Source organism: Hymenobacter sp. BT188, assembly GCF_014333585.1.
Classification (GTDB): domain Bacteria; phylum Bacteroidota; class Bacteroidia; order Cytophagales; family Hymenobacteraceae; genus Hymenobacter.
This window is the reverse complement of record NZ_JACSCW010000002.1, coordinates 367,766-383,409: the sequence shown is the minus strand read 5'-3', so window position 1 is coordinate 383,409 and position 15,644 is coordinate 367,766. Positions and strand designations below refer to the sequence as shown.

16 protein-coding genes and 4 tRNA genes are annotated in these 15,644 nt (G+C 50.0%); 3 read left to right on the top strand and 17 right to left on the bottom strand.

All coding sequences use genetic code 11. The features are described from left to right. Nucleotides 1-88 precede the first annotated feature (88 nt). The 8 genes from nusG to H8B13_RS05645 form a co-directional block, all read right to left on the bottom strand. The gene (gene nusG / locus H8B13_RS05680; RefSeq protein ID WP_133271646.1) at nt 89-649 is read right to left on the bottom strand and encodes a transcription termination/antitermination protein NusG; all 561 of its coding nucleotides are present in this window, start codon (nt 647-649) and stop codon (nt 89-91) included. 11 nt (nt 650-660) lie between these two features. Then, the gene (secE, locus tag H8B13_RS05675) at nt 661-855 is read right to left on the bottom strand and encodes a preprotein translocase subunit SecE (RefSeq protein ID WP_133271645.1); all 195 of its coding nucleotides are present in this window, start codon (nt 853-855) and stop codon (nt 661-663) included. Nucleotides 856-906: 51 nt separating this feature from the next. Beyond that, a tRNA-Trp gene (locus tag H8B13_RS05670) sits at nt 907-977 on the bottom strand. Between the two features lie 117 nt (nt 978-1,094). Further along, nucleotides 1,095-2,285, bottom strand: coding sequence for an elongation factor Tu (gene tuf / locus H8B13_RS05665; RefSeq protein WP_187309859.1), 1,191 nt, complete (start codon nt 2,283-2,285; stop codon nt 1,095-1,097). A 173-nt stretch (nt 2,286-2,458) separates the two neighbouring features. Continuing rightward, nucleotides 2,459-2,530: transfer RNA gene (locus tag H8B13_RS05660), tRNA-Thr, on the bottom strand. 75 nt (nt 2,531-2,605) lie between these two features. Further along, nucleotides 2,606-2,678, bottom strand: a tRNA-Gly gene (locus H8B13_RS05655). A 99-nt stretch (nt 2,679-2,777) separates the two neighbouring features. After that, nucleotides 2,778-2,860: transfer RNA gene (locus tag H8B13_RS05650), tRNA-Tyr, on the bottom strand. 252 nt (nt 2,861-3,112) lie between these two features. Continuing rightward, a complete protein-coding gene (locus H8B13_RS05645; protein ID WP_187309858.1) occupies nt 3,113-5,713 on the bottom strand; it encodes a M1 family metallopeptidase in 2,601 nt (866 codons plus the stop codon). A 97-nt stretch (nt 5,714-5,810) separates the two neighbouring features. Here H8B13_RS05645 and H8B13_RS05640 point away from each other — a divergent pair, with 97 nt between their 5' ends. The 3 genes from H8B13_RS05640 (at nt 5,811) to frr (ending at nt 7,823) form a co-directional block, all read left to right on the top strand. Next, entirely contained in the window at nt 5,811-6,314 is a 504-nt protein-coding gene (locus H8B13_RS05640) for a biotin/lipoyl-containing protein (RefSeq protein WP_187309857.1), read from the top strand. A gap of 68 nt (nt 6,315-6,382) precedes the next feature. Continuing rightward, nucleotides 6,383-7,159, top strand: a complete 777-nt coding sequence (pyrH, locus tag H8B13_RS05635; protein ID WP_187309856.1) for a UMP kinase — start codon at nt 6,383-6,385, stop codon at nt 7,157-7,159. Between the two features lie 100 nt (nt 7,160-7,259). Next, nucleotides 7,260-7,823 carry a ribosome recycling factor gene (frr, locus tag H8B13_RS05630; protein WP_187309855.1) on the top strand — a complete coding sequence of 188 codons (564 nt, stop codon included), beginning with the start codon at nt 7,260-7,262 and terminating at the stop codon, nt 7,821-7,823. 58 nt (nt 7,824-7,881) lie between these two features. On the opposite strand, the gene nadD is transcribed toward frr, so the two are convergent. The 9 genes from nadD to H8B13_RS05585 form a co-directional block, all read right to left on the bottom strand. After that, nucleotides 7,882-8,484, bottom strand: a complete 603-nt coding sequence (nadD, locus tag H8B13_RS05625) for a nicotinate (nicotinamide) nucleotide adenylyltransferase (RefSeq protein ID WP_187310301.1) — start codon at nt 8,482-8,484, stop codon at nt 7,882-7,884. Beyond that, nucleotides 8,484-9,068: a guanylate kinase gene (gmk, locus tag H8B13_RS05620; RefSeq protein ID WP_187309854.1), complete on the bottom strand. Its 585-nt coding sequence runs from the start codon at nt 9,066-9,068 to the stop codon at nt 8,484-8,486. Before gmk ends, nadD begins: the two co-directional genes overlap by 1 nt. 9 nt (nt 9,069-9,077) lie before the next feature. Next, nucleotides 9,078-9,362 (bottom strand): hypothetical protein, encoded by a 285-nt coding sequence (locus H8B13_RS05615; RefSeq protein ID WP_187309853.1) that lies wholly within the window; start codon nt 9,360-9,362, stop codon nt 9,078-9,080. Between the two features lie 22 nt (nt 9,363-9,384). Beyond that, nucleotides 9,385-10,029 carry a sigma-70 family RNA polymerase sigma factor gene (locus tag H8B13_RS05610; protein ID WP_166073307.1) on the bottom strand — a complete coding sequence of 215 codons (645 nt, stop codon included), beginning with the start codon at nt 10,027-10,029 and terminating at the stop codon, nt 9,385-9,387. Nucleotides 10,030-10,106: 77 nt separating this feature from the next. Beyond that, entirely contained in the window at nt 10,107-11,339 is a 1,233-nt protein-coding gene (locus H8B13_RS21510) for an O-antigen ligase family protein (protein ID WP_187309852.1), read from the bottom strand. Between the two features lie 79 nt (nt 11,340-11,418). After that, complete coding sequence (locus H8B13_RS05600; RefSeq protein WP_187309851.1) at nt 11,419-12,462, bottom strand: glycosyltransferase family 9 protein; 1,044 nt, start codon at nt 12,460-12,462, stop codon at nt 11,419-11,421. After that, entirely contained in the window at nt 12,459-13,226 is a 768-nt protein-coding gene (locus H8B13_RS05595; protein WP_187309850.1) for a glycosyltransferase family 2 protein, read from the bottom strand. The genes H8B13_RS05600 and H8B13_RS05595 overlap by 4 nt, the downstream gene beginning before the upstream one ends. 169 nt (nt 13,227-13,395) lie before the next feature. Beyond that, a complete protein-coding gene (gene ahcY, locus H8B13_RS05590) occupies nt 13,396-14,706 on the bottom strand; it encodes an adenosylhomocysteinase (protein ID WP_187309849.1) in 1,311 nt (436 codons plus the stop codon). A 124-nt stretch (nt 14,707-14,830) separates the two neighbouring features. Further along, nucleotides 14,831-15,571, bottom strand: coding sequence for a DUF4397 domain-containing protein (locus H8B13_RS05585; protein ID WP_187309848.1), 741 nt, complete (start codon nt 15,569-15,571; stop codon nt 14,831-14,833). Between the last annotated feature and the right edge of the window lie 73 nt (nt 15,572-15,644).

Here is a 15,644-nt window from a genome sequence, read left to right as displayed (position 1 = left end):
CCATCAGTTTTAAAATTTGCTTCGAATTATACTATGTGGAAGCATCACTGACTCGAAGCGACTAGCCAGCGACGATAAAATCTTGATCTTATGATTCCTTTTCGACCTGTGTATAGCTCAATTCCATTGGAGTGCTACGGCCGAAAATTTTAACGATTACATTGAGCTTCTTACGCTCTTCAAACACTTCAGAAACAGTACCTGAGAATCCACTAAATGCGCCGTCAATTACTTTAACAAGCTCACCTGTGATGAAAGGGGTTTCCAATGATGCCGTTTGCTCTTCCTGCTCATCTACAATACCCAGAATGCGGTTAACCTCTGAAATATGTAATGGAGCGGGCTTACTAGAGGCAGTTTTGCTATCCTTATCACCCACCCATCCGATAACACCCGGCGTGCTAGTAATAATGTGATCAACCTCACCGTGGGTTAGATCGGCATGAATAATAATATAACCTGGGTAGAGGTTACGTTCCCGAACGCGCTTCTTACCGTTGCGCATTTCGAATACTTTCTCAATTGGAATTAGCACCTGTGGCACCATTTCCGTCAGGTTGTGTCGGCCAAGTTCTGTTTCCAGATACTGCTTAGCTTTCTTCTCCTGTCCGCTCACAGAACGAACTACATACCATTTCAATTCTCCCATTGATCAGCCGATTAACGGAATGAATTGTAGAAAGCCTCCAAGCCTGTATTGAACACTAAGTCCATCAGACCAACGACAGCAGCAAAGATGAGTGAACCAAGTAGTACCAAACCGGCACTCTTTTGCAGTTCCTCAAAAGAAGGCCACGTTACTTTGTAACGCATCTCCTCAGTAGTCTCGCGGATGTAATTTGTCAGCTTACTCATGTCTGGAGCCAGGTTAGGCTTTAAGATTTGACCGCACAAACGGCCTTTTTGCACGGGCGGAGAGATTCGAACTCCCATCAAAGGTTTTGGAGACCTCTATTCTACCCTTGAACTACGCCCGTAAAAAATGCACCCCACGAAACAAATGTCTCAATTGGGAGTGCAAATGTAAGGTAATATAGGTTCAAAACAAATCCGCCCCCGAAAAATCGGAGGCGGATCGTCTTGACTATTAATAATTAGTCGAGGATTTCAGTTACCTGACCAGCTCCTACGGTTCGGCCACCTTCGCGGATAGCGAAACGAAGACCTTTCTCCATAGCTACTTTGCTGATCAACTCCACTTGGATAGTGATGTTGTCACCAGGCATTACCATTTCTACACCTTCTGGCAGAGTGATAATACCAGTAACGTCAGTAGTACGTAGATAGAACTGAGGACGGTAGTTGTTGAAGAATGGCGTGTGACGACCACCTTCTTCCTTCGATAGAACGTAAACCTCAGCCTTGAACTTCTGGTGAGGAGTTACAGAACCTGGCTTGCAAATAACCATACCGCGACGGATGGCTTCTTTTTCAATACCACGTAGCAACAAACCTACGTTGTCGCCAGCTTCACCACGGTCAAGGATTTTGCGGAACATCTCCACGCCAGTTACCGTCGATTTCAAGCCGGGGGCAGCGCCCATACCGAGGATATCAACTTGCTCACCAGAGTTGATGATACCACGCTCGATACGCCCAGTTGCTACCGTACCACGACCTGTGATAGAGAACACGTCCTCTACAGGCATCAGGAAAGGCAGGTCAGTCAAACGAGCAGGGATTGGAATGAAGCTATCAACTGCAGCCATCAGCTCCTCGATCTTAGGAACCCAAGCAGCGTCACCATTCAGGCCACCCAGAGCAGAACCTTGAATAACTGGAATATTATCGCCGTCAAAGTCGTAGAATGAGAGCAACTCGCGGATTTCCATCTCAACAAGTTCGAGCAACTCAGGGTCATCGACCATGTCGACTTTGTTCATGAACACTACTAGCTGAGGTACACCTACCTGGCGAGCCAACAGAATGTGCTCGCGGGTCTGAGGCATTGGGCCATCAGTGGCAGCTACCACGAGGATAGCACCGTCCATCTGAGCAGCACCCGTTACCATGTTCTTCACATAGTCAGCGTGACCAGGGCAGTCAACGTGAGCATAGTGGCGGTTTTCGGTAGCGTACTCAACGTGAGCCGTGTTGATAGTGATACCACGCTCTTTTTCCTCAGGAGCATTGTCGATTGAGGAGAAGTCACGCTTAGCGGCCAAACCTTTGCCCGCCAATACCGTGGTGATAGCAGCGGTCAGGGTTGTTTTGCCGTGGTCGACGTGCCCGATGGTACCGATGTTCACGTGCGGTTTGGAACGATCAAAATTTTCTTTAGCCATTGTAATGAGATTAGAGAAATGTAGTGGTGATGAGAGGAAAACGCGACTGAGCTAACCTACAAGAAAGCGAAACGCAGCGCTATTTTTAAAGCATCTGCATGTCGCTTTATCTCGCTGACAGATCCAAACGGTGCAGTCGCGCTGCTCCGCCGGTATTAGTACTAGATATTGTGAGCCATTTATGGGATTTGAACCCATGACCTCTTCCTTACCAAGGAAGTGCTCTACCACTGAGCTAAAACGGCTTGGTATAGATGCTATTCATCTTCTAAGAGCCTTACCACAACTAAGCATTGGTGCAAGACTAATAAACGACAAAGAGCGGGAGACGAGGTTCGAACTCGCGACCTACAGCTTGGAAGGCTGTCGCTCTACCAACTGAGCTACTCCCGCGATATTAGGCTTAGGAATTTGAGAGTTGAACTGTTAAAGGAAGTGGCATACTAGCTACCGTTCTAACAACTCAATTCTCAAATTTCTGAGCTTACTCTGTGGGGAGAGAAGGATTCGAACCTTCGAAAGCTTACGCTAACAGAGTTACAGTCTGTCCCATTTGGCCGCTCTGGAACCTCCCCAAGTGTATTTTCTCTACCATTTATAGAGAAGATTTTCTCCTTTAAAATAACCACCCTAAGTGGCAGGGTGGCAAAAGGAGTTGCAAAATTAACGGCTTTCTGATGTAAGTCAAGCTCACGAGCGAAAAGCTTTCAATATTTTTTCTGGGTGCGGATGGCTTCTTTCCGAAATTGCCCCCCACGGCGCTGTAGAAGAACGGCTAATTTAAAAGTCAATTGCCTGTCTGAGAGTCACAAAGGATTGCCTTCGCTTTACTGAAGCAATGTATACATGGTCTTCAGGTTGGGGTCTTTTTCTTTTGTGCGAATGTCCTGAAGTGTTGTTTTTAGAGTCGGCATACTGGGAGCCATCGTGCTTAGTGCCTTGTAGGCCCCCAGTCGCACAATGTCACGCGAATGTGAACGGGCATAGCTTTCTAAGCGCTGCACTCCTTTATCGCGCTCAACAGGAGGCATTCGCAACATGAAGGTGGCAAAGTTCTGCAAGTAAGATTCGTATAGATCTTCGTCGCTTACTTCGCTCATGCGGCCCAAATACCATTGGTACTGATCAACGCTACCATTGAGGGCGTAGTAATTTGACAAAGCACCTAATAAACTGGGGCTGGCTTTTTCCTGTAGGTTATTTATTTGTGCTCTCGATTCAATAGTGGGGGCCTTAGCAAGAGCGTTGATAGCAGCACTAACCACAAGATTGGAGCTGTCAGCAAGAGCAACAGTGTATATAGACCCAAAATCTTCATTCTGAAAGGAGGATAGGCTTGCTAATGCGGCAGCTCGGACTTGGCTTTTCTTATCCGTAGTTGCTACATGTTTCAACTCAGTTCGCACAGCATTTCCTTCCGATCCTTTGTAGCGCCGGAGCGCTTCTGCAGCGGCTTGGCGCACGGCCCAAAAGTTATCATTCAGGGCGTTGCGCATCATACCGCTTACCGCCAAGTCCGCTAGCTTTGGGCGCAGCTTTTCAATGGCTTCGTATTTCTGCAAGTAGTTGCGAGCGTGATAGTACTGATAGAGCAACTCATCTTGCGTCAACTCTTCATCAATATCAGCTAATAATTGCCCCCCAGAATCAAATTTCACTAAAGTAGGGCGCTGACTGGCGGGTAATTGAAAGGTTTGGTTGGCTTTCGTGATAACGATTCTATGGTCGGTAGCCTGATTGCTTACCCACGTTGTGACGGTAATAGGCAAACGGTAGATAGGCGAGAAGGTAGAATCTTGGAGTTGCTGAATCCGGAGTGCAATTTGCCCCCCAGCATAACTGTGGGTAACACGCAACTCAGGATGCCCCCGTTGTAGAAACCACTGATCGAAGAACCACATCAAGTCCTCACCGGTCACATCCTCGAACGCCGTGCGCAACTCGGATAGCTCAACAGCTGTGTATTTGTGTTGAGTTAGGTAGCGATTTAGGGAAGCGAAAAAGGCTTCATCACCGACATGCTTGCGCAACATATGCAGCACCCGCCCTCCCTTATTATAGGAATGACGGTCAAACATATCTTCTTGGCTGGCATACTGATAGCGTATTAGTGGCTCACGCTTACTTCTTGCTTCGTCTAAATATTGACCTAGGCTCTTCTGCTGTACTAATGCGGCGGCATCAGCACCATACTTGTGCTCAGCCCACAGAAACTCCGAATAATCTGCGAATGACTCATTAAGCGGCAGATTGGCCCACGACTCGCTCGTAACGTAGTCACCGAACCAGTGATGGAACAGTTCGTGGGTGATGGTCGACTCTGCGTCGTAAGTCATATCATGAATGTCGCGGGCCGAGCGCTGCACAATAGACTGTTCGAACGTAACAGCCGTCGTGTTTTCCATTGCTCCCGACACGAAATCATGCACAGCAATCTGGGAGTACTTCTCCCACGGAAAGTCTACCCCGAGTTTCTGGGAGTAAAATTCCATCATTTCGGGCGTGTTCCCGAATACTGCCTTGGCCGTGCTCTGGTACTGTGGATCGACATAATAGTCCACTGTTTTGCCTCTCCAACTGTCACTGACTACAGCAAAATTGCCGACAGCCATCATGGTCAGGTAAGGAGCAGCGGGCAATGACTGCTTCCACACATCGGTGCGAGTGCCATCAGAGTTCTTTTTAGAAGAAATTAACAGACCATTTGAGAGCGTTTTGTATTGCTCCTCTACCGTCATGGCAATTTCCTGAGTCATCCGCTGATTTGGCTTATCGATGGTCGGAAACCAGCATGAATTAGCCTCAGTCTCTCCCTGCGTCCAGATTTGCTTGGGCTTATTTTTCTCGGTGCCCAGCGGATTCACGAAGTATAAGCCCTTATCGGAGGTAATGGCTGCGCTACCATTGGCAGGCAATTCGTTGGGCTTGGCGACGTAGTTGATGCGAACCTGGTACGTCTCAGAGCGCGTGTATTGACGATCCAAGTTGATTGTCAGCTTACGCTTGTCGTATCCGTAAGTAAGCGTTTTGTCTTTATTGCCCGTAACCAAACGCACGTTTTTAATGTCGAAGCCTTTGGCATCAAGTACAACTTGGTTCTGGGTGTAGAAGTGTGGGCGTAATGTGAGCAAAGCGGTGCTTAGCAACTGTTGTTTGGCCCAATCAAACCGCACGTCGAGCTTTGTATCAAGTACGTCGGTGAAGACGGTAGCTGATGGCTGTATAGGATTACTGGGAGGCAACCAGGAAGGCACTACTAAAGGAGCAACTGGAGCCGTTTGGGCAGTTGGTGAAGCAGCACCAGAAGGAGTTCTTTTGCTTACAGCAGCCTTATTCGTTGCCGGTTTATAGGATTTCACCGCCTGAGCCGGAGCCCCGAAGTGACACGTAAGGACCAGGCTAAGAGCGCCGAGGACCGAGTATTTCATGCTGGGTGGCAATAAGGAAAGGATGGCTAAAGTTCCGAAATTATTTCAGATTTGGCCTATCTTTAAGCCCCTTTCCGTCTTTTACCGCCCCTCCCCTATGTTGCAAGTACGCACCGGACCCGATCAATTATGGGACATTGAGTACCAGGCCAACGGCTCTATTAGCGTAGATAATGAGCCCTTTAATTGGGATATTGTACCGCTGGGTTCTGGTCGCTACCATATCCTTTATGAAGGGCGCTCCTACTCCGCTGAGCTAATCACTATTGATTATGCGGCTAAAGCACTTCAGTTAAAGCTGAATAATCGCATCGTTGATTTGCAGGCTAAAGACCGCTTCGACTTGCTGCTCGATAAGCTGGGCATGAGCAATGCTGCGGCCAACAAAGTGCACGAGTTAAAAGCCCCAATGCCCGGTCTGATTGTGGATATCCGGGTAGAGCCCGGCCAAACGGTACAGAAAGGTGACCCGCTTCTGGTATTGGAAGCGATGAAAATGGAGAATATTCTGAAAGCCCCAAGCGACGTTACGATTGGTGCCATCAAAATAAATTTGCGCGATAACGTGCAGAAGGGCCAAGTGCTCGTACAGTTCACATAAATGCATTTGGAATGGGTAGTGTAGGCTACCCATTTTTGTAAGCATCTTATTTACCAACTTCCACCACTTTGAAGTACAAACGAATTCTGCTCAAGCTAAGCGGTGAGGCGCTGATGGGCCAACAGCAATACGGTATCGATGCCAATCGACTGATGCAGTATGCTGAAGAAATAAAAGCGGTAGCAGCTACAGGTACGCAGTTAGCGGTAGTAATCGGTGGCGGCAATATCTTCCGGGGCGTGCAAGCCGAAACATTTGGTCTCGACCGGGTGCAAGGTGATTACATGGGCATGCTGGCCACGGTCATTAACTCCATGGCCTTGCAGAGCGCCCTCGAAAAGCTTGAGGTGAACACTCGCCTGCTTTCTGGTCTTACTATTCAGCAGGTATGCGAGCCGTACATTCGGCGACGTGCTTTGCGGCACTTAGAGAAAGGCCGCGTCGTTATTTTTGGAGCTGGTATCGGCTCACCCTACTTCACAACCGACTCGGCGGCTTCGTTGCGAGCCATCGAGATTGAGGCCGACGTAGTATTGAAAGGTACACGGGTAGACGGTATTTATTCTGCCGACCCGGAGAAAGATCCTTCCGCTGTGCGTTTCCCCGAAATCTCATTCGATGAGGTGATAGAGAAGAATCTGAACGTAATGGACATGACTGCTTTCACGCTCTGCAAAGAAAACAACCTGCCTATCGTTGTATTCGACATGAACAAAACCGGCAACTTGCAGCGGCTAATCGACGGCGAGAATATCGGCACGCGCGTGTCGATGGAAGGCGCTGGGGGGCAAATATTGGATGCCAAGCACAGCAGCCTACAACCTAATCTGAATTTACCAGCGTAATAACTCGCACACCTGATATCATGAGTTCTGAATAGTAACTGCCAAATTAATTCGTAGTTCTTCTTCAATACTCAACTTTTAACATTCACATATTTCCACAATGGACGAAGAAATTCAGTTTTATCTGAGCGAGGCGGAGGAATCAATGGGCAAGGCTCTGCAACACACCAACTTGGAGCTGAGTCGCATACGGGCTGGCAAGGCCTCACCAGCTATGCTTGATGGTATCCGGGTTGACTATTATGGCACGCCTACCCCCATTAGCCAAGTAGCAAATGTTTCAACTCCTGATGCTCGTTCGCTTTATATCAAAGCTTGGGAGAAAAATATCATTGGTGAGATCGTAAAGGCCATCAAGAACAGTGACTTAGGTCTTAACCCTCAGTCAGATGCGGAAGGTGTTCGCCTGAACATTCCTCCAATGACGGAGGAGCGCCGCCGCGACCTAGTGAAACAGGTGAAAAATGAATCGGAAGGTGGTAAAGTACGCATCCGTGGTATTCGCAAAGACGTGAACGAGTCGTTGCGCAAGCTGCTGAAAGAAGGCGCTGCCGAAGACGCAGTGAAGGACGCTGAAGCTAAAGTTCAGAAAGCTACTGACAGCTATATTACCAAAATTGATGATTTGATGAGTAAGAAGGAAGCCGAGATTATGACGGTTTGATTCTTCTTTTCATTCATTAAAAAAGTCCCCCAGACTAATCTGGGGGACTTTTTTAATATTACTGCCAATAACCGGCAGTCAGAATTCTTTTCTCTACCGAATCAGGAACTAGATAACGAATTGACTTGCCGCCTCGCACACAGTCGCGGATAAACGTGGCAGAGATATCAAGCAAAGGAGCCTCTACTATACGCACGCTGGGATGCGTTTTCAAGTTCGTGGAATCGACGTCGGGCCGGGGGTACACATACACTTCGTGCTCGGCCAGAATACGGTCAGCCTGCTTCCAACGCGGCAAATCGGGCAGATTGTCTTCACCCATTAGCAACACAAACTGATGCTGCGGATGCAGACGAACCAGTTCATCAAGTGTGTTAATGGTGTAGCTGGGTTTCGGCATGTGCGCCTCAATATCCAGAGTCCGCAACCGGTCGTTTCCGGCAATGGCCATTTCAACCAGTTCCAGCCGTTCCTCTTCGGGCAGCATTTCCTGGCCTACCTTAAATGGACTCTGTGGCGACACTACTAGCCACACCGCATCCAGATCGGTGTGTGTAGCCATAAAATTCGCCAAAATGAGGTGTCCAGTATGAATAGGATTGAAAGAGCCGAAAAGCAATCCTACCTTTTTGTGCTCTTGTTCTGATGATGGGCCCGAAATCACAGAATAGCAGGTTCTGCAGTTATAAACTCACGCACCAGCTTCTGCGCCTGAGCCATAGCCTCATTAAGGTCATCATTAACGATAGTTACGTCAAATCGATCCTCAAATGTGAGTTCGAAGTTGGCTTTATACAGCCTGGCCGATATGCTGGCCGCTGAGTCGGTAGCACGCGATTTTAGTCGCTCCTCTAATACCTCCAGCGAGGGTGGTTTTACAAATACTGCTAATGCGCGGTCTTTGTAAAACTCTTTGATACTCAGGCCACCCTTGACGTCAACATCCAAGACAGCATGTTTGCCGCTCTCCCAGATGCGCTCAATCTCAGATTTGAGGGTGCCATAAAAAGCCCCCTCATACACTTCTTCCCACTCGACAAACTCATCGTGGCGGATTTTCTCCTGAAATTCCTGAACGGAGATGAAGTAATAGTCCTTGCCGTTGGCTTCAGTGCGGCCGCGTCGATCGCGGGTGCAAGCTGAGATTGAAAAGCTTAGCTCTGGAACCCGTTCCAGCAGCCGATGGACTATAGTGGTTTTGCCGGCTCCGGAGGGGGCCGAAAACACGATGATTTTACCCTGCATGAGGCGAAATTAGGCCATTTCTGCCTGAACTCTCGCCATAATGGTGTGGGGAAGTGAAGAAGGAGCACCCTTGCGACCTACTTTCTCATTAATAAAACCAACGAAAACCTGCTGTTTATCAATGCTATCGAAGCAGGGAGAACAGTCTTCGGCGTGATTGATGAAATATTCTTCATCCTCCTCATTGGGATCCTGCCCCACAATAATTTGGTCGAGAATCGTGTTCACACGTTCGCAATCAGGACCAGAAGCGGCGGCATGCTGGTTGGGGGCTGTGGTAGAGGTAGTTTCCATAAGGGAGCCAGAAGTATTATTGTTAATCTTCGTCTGTGAGGAGAGCGTCAGCGTCGTTTTCTTGTTCGTTGCCATAGCCCATTGATTTAGCGTATTTCTCTAATTTTTCTTTCAGGAAGTTGCGAGCCCGGTGCAAACGGGAACGCACCGTACCGATAGGAATATCCAGCACCTTGGCCATTTCTTCATAGGTGAATCCTTCCAGATCACAGAGAATAATGACGGTGCGGAAATCTACGGGCAGCGAGTTGAGCGCGCTGGCTACCTCATCGCCGATGAGGTCGCGCACAGACTGCTGCCGCATATCCGACGACGTGCTTCCTACATCGCCCTCGGCCTCTACGTCTTCCGTATTATAGTAACCCTCAATTTCGCTGTAGTCGACTTTGGCGGGTTGCTTACTCTTTTTTCGGAAGTCGTTGATGAACGAGTTTTTCAGGATGCGAAACAGCCACGCTTTCGCGTTGGTTCCCTGTTCGAAATACTCAAAGAACCGATAGGCCTTCAAATAGGTCTCCTGCACGAGGTCGTTGGCGTCGTCTTCGTCGAGAGTGAGGCGGTAGGCAAAGTTGTAGAGCGGGTCGAGCACCGGCATCAGTTCGGCCTGAAACCGCCGGTCTTTTTCTTCCTTGCTCAGTTTGGGTACCCGTTCGGGAGAATCGCTCATGGAGGCTAAAAATTACGGCCGAATATCACCAAAAAAGGACAATCGGCCAAGAAACGTATACTACTATACCCGTTCGCTCAGGGAAGGTTCACGACAGCCTCTTGGCTGCGGCGCTCACCGGCCACCACAAGAAAACCGTAAAGAAACACGAATAAGTTGAAGCCTATTTGCAGCTCCAACAGTGAATCAACCAGCATTCCGGTGCCCATTACGACCAGGAAATGTATCACGTACGGGTTTCTACGCAAACTAGGTTGCGCCAGCGGTCCAAGCAGAACCAGCAGCCAAAGAAACAAGCCGATTAAGCCGCCCCCCACTAGGTAGTGCAGGTATTGATTATGAATCATGACGCGGTTGGCGGGCGTCAGCCCATAGTCACGCCATTCGTACTGGCGCATCATCTCAGCCCGCACATCGGCAAGGCCTACGCCCACCCACGGCCTAAAAGTGGTGATTACACGGGCTGTTTCCCAAGCGGCGAAGCGCTGCGATACAGAGAAGTCATTGATATCCCGATCTGCAGAAAATTGGGATATATCGTAGGCCGTGCCTAGCACTCGGTAACGGAAAGAGGTGAGAAAATTATAAGTCAGGAATGGCACAATAAACAGGAAGGCCAGCAAAATGCCCCCCAACAGAAAGCGCCGCTGCCTAACAATGAGCAGCACTCCATTTACCAGCAAAGCGGCATAGAGCACCAATAGCCCCGTTCGATAGGCCAAAACATGCAGCGCTATGGCCGCAGAAATGCCCCCCAGAATCAGCAACACCCGCGCAACCTTCCCCGCATACGTACTACGGCTTAATAGCGGCCCGAAGTAAGCAGCCAAGGCCAGCATCAGGCCGAAATGAATGTGGAATATGCCCGTTACGGAAGGGGTATTTTGTCCCATCATAATCAGTTCGTTATTGAAAAGCGGATTGAGCAGATAACGAACAACCGTGGCGCCGCCTATAAGCGTAACCCCAGCCACGAACACACACCCAACTGTATAGCGCTGACGGCCGCTGAGCGGCACGGCCAAGGCGAAGGCCAATGGCACACCTATCAGGGGAAGCTGCCGATACATCTGGTGCTGCCAAACTGGCCAGTCTTCAGTGTACAAGCCACTTACTACCAACAATAGGTACAACAGCGCCAAGCTCCAGGCTGATTTATTGCGCAGCCATTGCGCCAAAGCCAGTCGTGCATTGGGGTTAGCTACGGCGGCAGCTACGCCCACCACCGGGCTCAGCGCTACCAATGCTCGTGAAGCAAAAAGGCCAACGACCCCAGCCACACAAGCCAGCAACAAGAGATATTGTGACACGCGGCCCTGTTGCCAAGCTTGACGCAAACTTGGCAGTAAGGAGGTAGGAGGAGCAGAATGAGAAATTAACGCCAAAATATCAGGATGCAGAAATAGCTAACGGTTGCCACCCCGAAATACGTGCCAACACCTGCGCCGGCTTAATTGCACGCACGCAGGTGCAAGCCGCAGGCTGCATCCGGCAATCGGTACAGTTGGGACGGTCGAACACGAGGTACTCAGCATAAGGCCCGAGCGGTGCCCAACGCCCGGGGTCGGTAGGTCGCAGGGGCGGATAAATGCCTAGAGCATGTCGGCCCAGTGCGGCGGCCAGATGCAACGGGCCCGTGCTGGCCGCTACCAATCCGTCGGTGGCGTGAATAAACGCTAGAAGCTGGGGTAGGGAGAGTTGCCCAGTTAAGTCTGCGCTAAGAGCAGCAGCATGTTCTGTAAGCCACGGGCGTAACATTTCGCCGTCAGCAGCAGTGCCGGTAATGAATACACGATGTCCAGCTTGGTGTAGCAAATGCGCAAGGGTGGCAAAATGGTCATGGCCCCATTCGCGGGCGCTGCCACGCGAACTAGGATGTAAAATGATATTGAGTTGCCCAGTTTTACGAGCCTCAAGCAACTGTCTAAAATTACCCCCCAACGGCTCTGTTGGCTGCAGCTTACTTAGGACAGCTACCTCAGCTAATGGTAAATCGGCTTTAATAGCGCTTAAAGGGCTCAACAGTTGTAGATTTAGCTGGGCTTCATGCAGAAGAGAGTGACGGCGACTTAAAGCCACCAGCCGATTGCAAGTCAGCCAATGAAACCAGCGGTTGCGCGTGCCGATACGAGTCGGTATACCTGCTTGCTGCGCCAACCGAGCCAGTGCTTTATTGGGGAAAACATGAATAATAGCGGTAGCTTCCGCTGCTCTTAGTAACCCAACTTGTGCGCTGGGAGGCAATTTTAGCAACTCATCTACATTGATAAATCCATCAACCTGCGGACAAGCCTCTGCCACGGCTTGTGTGTACGTGCGGCCTATAAGCACCACCCGACAGCCCGGAAACAAGCGCTTCAGCTGCCCACAAACGGGCAAGGTTAATACCACGTCGCCAATAGCATCGGTCCGGCTTACCAGAAAGGTTTTCATTTAGCGGAAGGTGTCGATTGAGTACGCAGCTTGGCGTATTTTAAAAAAACGCCCCCCGCAGAAATGCTGGCGATACACAGACCGGCAAAACCATCTAAAAAGCCCAGACGCAGAAAATAACCGTGCACAAACTTCCAGATAGGCTTGAGCAGAAGATGAAAAAGCGTAGCGTTTTGCTTACCGCGTAGCACCATTTCCTCGGCCGCAATACTGGTAAAACGGTTGAGCTGCGCGACGTGTTGTGCTACCGAATCGTAGGAGTAATGGAGCAAGTCGCCGGATAAGGCGCCGATATTTTGCCCCCCAGTCACTTCGTAGCGCTCGTGCAGGAGCAGGCCAGTCCAGCGACCTAGGCGCCGGTCGTAGAGGCGCAGCTTCCGGTCGGGGTACCAGCCGCCGTGGCGCACCCAGGTACCGCAGTAATTTGTGAGACGAGCTAAGGTGTAGCCCGCGCCCTGCCAGTTCTGCTTTGCCTCTCGAATGCTTTGGCGCAGCTCATCAGTCAGCACTTCATCGGCATCGAGTTGGAGCACATGATCGAAGCGAGCTTGGGCCGTGGCGAAATTCTTCTGCTCCACGTAGCCGGCAAAAGCGTGCTGAACAACTCGGGCCTGCCGACTCTCGCAGATGCTTACTGTCTTATCGGTTGAGAAAGAGTCAACCACTACTACTTCATCGGCAATGTCGCCAAGCGCATCCAGACAACGGCCGATGTTGCGCTCTTCATTAAACGTAATAATGACGACGGAGAGAGAAAGGAGCATGGAGGGCAAATATCTGTAATGATTGCATAGCGCTGGCCTTTTCTGTTAAATCTATAACGCTCGACTAAGAAGGCAAAGCAGGTATAAGGGTTTTGGCAGAATGTATTAAAACAACAAAAAAGCCCCCCGGATGGTATCTGGGGGGCTTTTTCAATAATTTAATTAAATTCTAGTAGCGGTACAGGTCCGACTTGAACGGGCCTTGTACATCTACACCGATGTACTGTGCCTGCTTCGGCCGTAGCTCGTCTAATTCTACACCAATTTTAGCCAAGTGCAGATAAGCTACTTTCTCGTCGAGGTGCTTAGGCAGCGTATATACTTTGTTCTCGTACTGGTCAGCATTCTGCCACAACTCCAATTGTGCCAATACCTGGTTAGTGAACGAGTTTGACATCACAAACGAAGGGTGACCGGTAGCGCAGCCAAGGTTTACCAAGCGGCCTTCGGCCAGAATGATCACCTCTTTGCCGTCGATGTTATACAAGTCAACCTGTGGCTTCACTGTGTCTTTGGTGTGGCCATAGTTGCCATTAAGCCAAGCCATATCGATTTCATCATCGAAGTGACCGATGTTGCAGACAATAGCCTTATCCTTCAGAGCGCGGAAGTGCTCTTCCGTGATGATATCGCAGTTGCCGGTAGCAGTTACTACGATGTCGGCCTCTTTAATGGCATTCGACATCTTCTTCACGGCGTAGCCGTCCATAGCAGCTTGCAGTGCGCAAATTGGGTCGATCTCAGTGACGATAACGCGGGCACCAGCACCGCGCAATGAAGCAGCGGTACCTTTTCCTACGTCGCCGTAGCCTGCTACAACAGCGATTTTGCCGGCCATCATCACGTCAGTTGCCCGACGGATAGCGTCTACCGCCGACTCTTTGCAACCATATTTGTTGTCGAACTTCGACTTGGTTACGGAGTCGTTAATGTTGAAAGCGGGCATTAGCAAGGAGCCGTTCTTTACTCGATCCAAGAGGCGTAATACGCCAGTGGTGGTTTCTTCCGAAATGCCTTTGATACCAGCAGCCAACTCAGGGAAGTTGTTGAGGACCATGTTGGTAAGATCGCCGCCGTCGTCCAGAATCATGTTCAGGGGCTGACGATCTTCACCGAAATACAGGGTCTGCTCGATGCACCAGTTGAACTCCTCCTCATTCATGCCCTTCCAAGCATAGACCGGGATGCCCGCAGCAGCAATAGCAGCGGCAGCATGGTCTTGGGTAGAGAATATATTGCACGATGACCAAGTCACGTCAGCACCAAGCGCGATGAGCGTCTCGATGAGTACGGCAGTTTGGATAGTCATGTGCAGGCAGCCAGCGATGCGGGCACCTTTCAGCGGCTGCGAAGCGCCAAATTCTTCGCGCAAAGCCATTAGGCCTGGCATCTCAGCCTCTGCCAAACGGATTTCCTTGCGGCCCCACTCGGCCAGCGACATGTCTTTTACTTTGTAAGGAACGTAGGTCGTATCAACCATGATATAGTGTTTTTTTGCTATTCAACTACAAAGGTAATCAAATTGTTAGTTGGAGATGAAAAACAAAGAACCTGCTCCGATAAGGAACAGGTTCTTTTAGAGCTAATTAGTAGCTGCTGCTAAGCTAGTTATTCTCAATTACCGTTGCTCTGGGCTGCAAGGTTTGATCGAGGCTGCTGGCTACACCGCGCACAAGCACAGTGTAAATTTTGCCAGCAGCGTAGTTGCGAGTGCCGGTACCTGCGCCCGTTCCATTACCTACCGAGGTTACGGTAGCATTGGTGCTGTTCGTCACTACAAAGTTGTAATCACCAGGCGTTATTTCTACAAAAGCTGAAGCCGTGGGAAATGCTACCGTAGGAATAACATTCACCGGGGCACCTGATGCCGATGCCTGCGCCAGGTTGACAGGGCTAGGAGCACCTTGGCCAAGGTGTACTAAGCGGATTTTAGCTTTGCCAGTAGCTGGAGCGGCCAAATCATCGGAGACGGCTAGCAAAGCAACGGCATTTGCTGTCGTGTTTGGAGCATAAGCAAACAACGACTGATTCTTGTCGCGCTCAATGGTAACGGTTTGCGTTGCAGCATTCTGGTCAGACGCAGCGACGTTGATTTTTACTTCCTGTGCGCCAGCTGGAGCATTCAGGTAGCTCGAATTCTGACCATAATTAAGTTGGCCGACTTCCGAGTTATTGATCAGGACTTTCACGCGCACGTTGGCGGAAGCAGCCGCATGCACGGCCATCACCCGGCCATTACCCGGACCATTGTCATCATCGTCGCCGCAGCCGGAGAAGGCTAACGCGGCGGCGGGCATTGCAGCCAGCAGAAGGTAGCGGCGAAAAGCAGTTGCGAGAGTTGTCATAAGCAAATTAAATGTGGAACCTAGGTAAACTGGCCTCAGAACGTAGAGCTTGGCCCTTTTGTTGAGTTAGGAG

Excerpts from the sequence above, each read along its gene's own strand:
- tuf (WP_187309859.1), bottom strand. The coding sequence starts at position 2,285 with ATGGCTAAAGAAAATTTTGATCGTTCCAAACCGCACGTGAACATCGGT.
- H8B13_RS05645 (WP_187309858.1), bottom strand. The coding sequence starts at position 5,713 with ATGAAATACTCGGTCCTCGGCGCTCTTAGCCTGGTCCTTACGTGTCAC.
- frr (WP_187309855.1), top strand. The coding sequence starts at position 7,260 with ATGGACGAAGAAATTCAGTTTTATCTGAGCGAGGCGGAGGAATCAATG.
- ahcY (WP_187309849.1), bottom strand. The coding sequence starts at position 14,706 with ATGGTTGATACGACCTACGTTCCTTACAAAGTAAAAGACATGTCGCTG.
- H8B13_RS05600 (WP_187309851.1), bottom strand. The coding sequence starts at position 12,462 with ATGAAAACCTTTCTGGTAAGCCGGACCGATGCTATTGGCGACGTGGTA.
- nusG (WP_133271646.1), bottom strand. The coding sequence starts at position 649 with ATGGGAGAATTGAAATGGTATGTAGTTCGTTCTGTGAGCGGACAGGAG.
- H8B13_RS05585 (WP_187309848.1), bottom strand. The coding sequence starts at position 15,571 with ATGACAACTCTCGCAACTGCTTTTCGCCGCTACCTTCTGCTGGCTGCA.
- H8B13_RS05595 (WP_187309850.1), bottom strand. The coding sequence starts at position 13,226 with ATGCTCCTTTCTCTCTCCGTCGTCATTATTACGTTTAATGAAGAGCGC.
- H8B13_RS05640 (WP_187309857.1), top strand. The coding sequence starts at position 5,811 with ATGTTGCAAGTACGCACCGGACCCGATCAATTATGGGACATTGAGTAC.
- H8B13_RS05615 (WP_187309853.1), bottom strand. The coding sequence starts at position 9,362 with ATGGAAACTACCTCTACCACAGCCCCCAACCAGCATGCCGCCGCTTCT.
- gmk (WP_187309854.1), bottom strand. The coding sequence starts at position 9,068 with ATGCAGGGTAAAATCATCGTGTTTTCGGCCCCCTCCGGAGCCGGCAAA.
- H8B13_RS05610 (WP_166073307.1), bottom strand. The coding sequence starts at position 10,029 with ATGAGCGATTCTCCCGAACGGGTACCCAAACTGAGCAAGGAAGAAAAA.
- secE (WP_133271645.1), bottom strand. The coding sequence starts at position 855 with ATGAGTAAGCTGACAAATTACATCCGCGAGACTACTGAGGAGATGCGT.